The 377-nt window shown below is 43.0% G+C and carries 1 protein-coding gene; it reads left to right on the top strand.

Annotation, left to right across the window (positions count from 1 at the left end; genetic code table 11):
* Nucleotides 1–377, top strand: a 377-nt coding sequence (locus IQR33_RS24745; RefSeq protein WP_193844145.1) for an NAD-dependent epimerase/dehydratase family protein, incomplete at both ends; no start/stop codon positions are given.

The raw sequence follows: 377 nt of genomic DNA, 5'->3' as shown, positions 1-377 counted from the left end.
GACCAAGTTATTACTGCCGAAACGACACACATTTTTCATTTAGCGGCAATTGTATCGAGCCATGCTGAGCAAGATTTTGATTTAGGCGTAGCTGTAAATCTGACGACCACACAGTTATTGCTTGAGCGTTGCCGTAAAGTAAACCCTAATATTCGTTTTACGTTTGCTTCATCTTTAGCTGTATTTGGTGGTGATCTTCCGGAAACGATTACACCAATAACAGCACTTCATCCTCAGTCATCCTACGGGACGCAAAAAGCTATAGGTGAGTTATTGGTGAACGACTATGCCCGTAAAGGCTTTGTTAAAGCTGTATCCGTACGTTTACCGACTATTTGTATTCGCCCTGGGAAACCAAACCTTGCCGCTAGCTCTTT

The sequence above is a fragment of the Vibrio sp. OPT46 genome (genome assembly GCF_015163535.1).
In the GTDB taxonomy this organism is placed as follows: domain Bacteria; phylum Pseudomonadota; class Gammaproteobacteria; order Enterobacterales; family Vibrionaceae; genus Vibrio; species Vibrio alginolyticus.
This window is presented reverse-complemented; position numbering and strand designations above follow the sequence as displayed.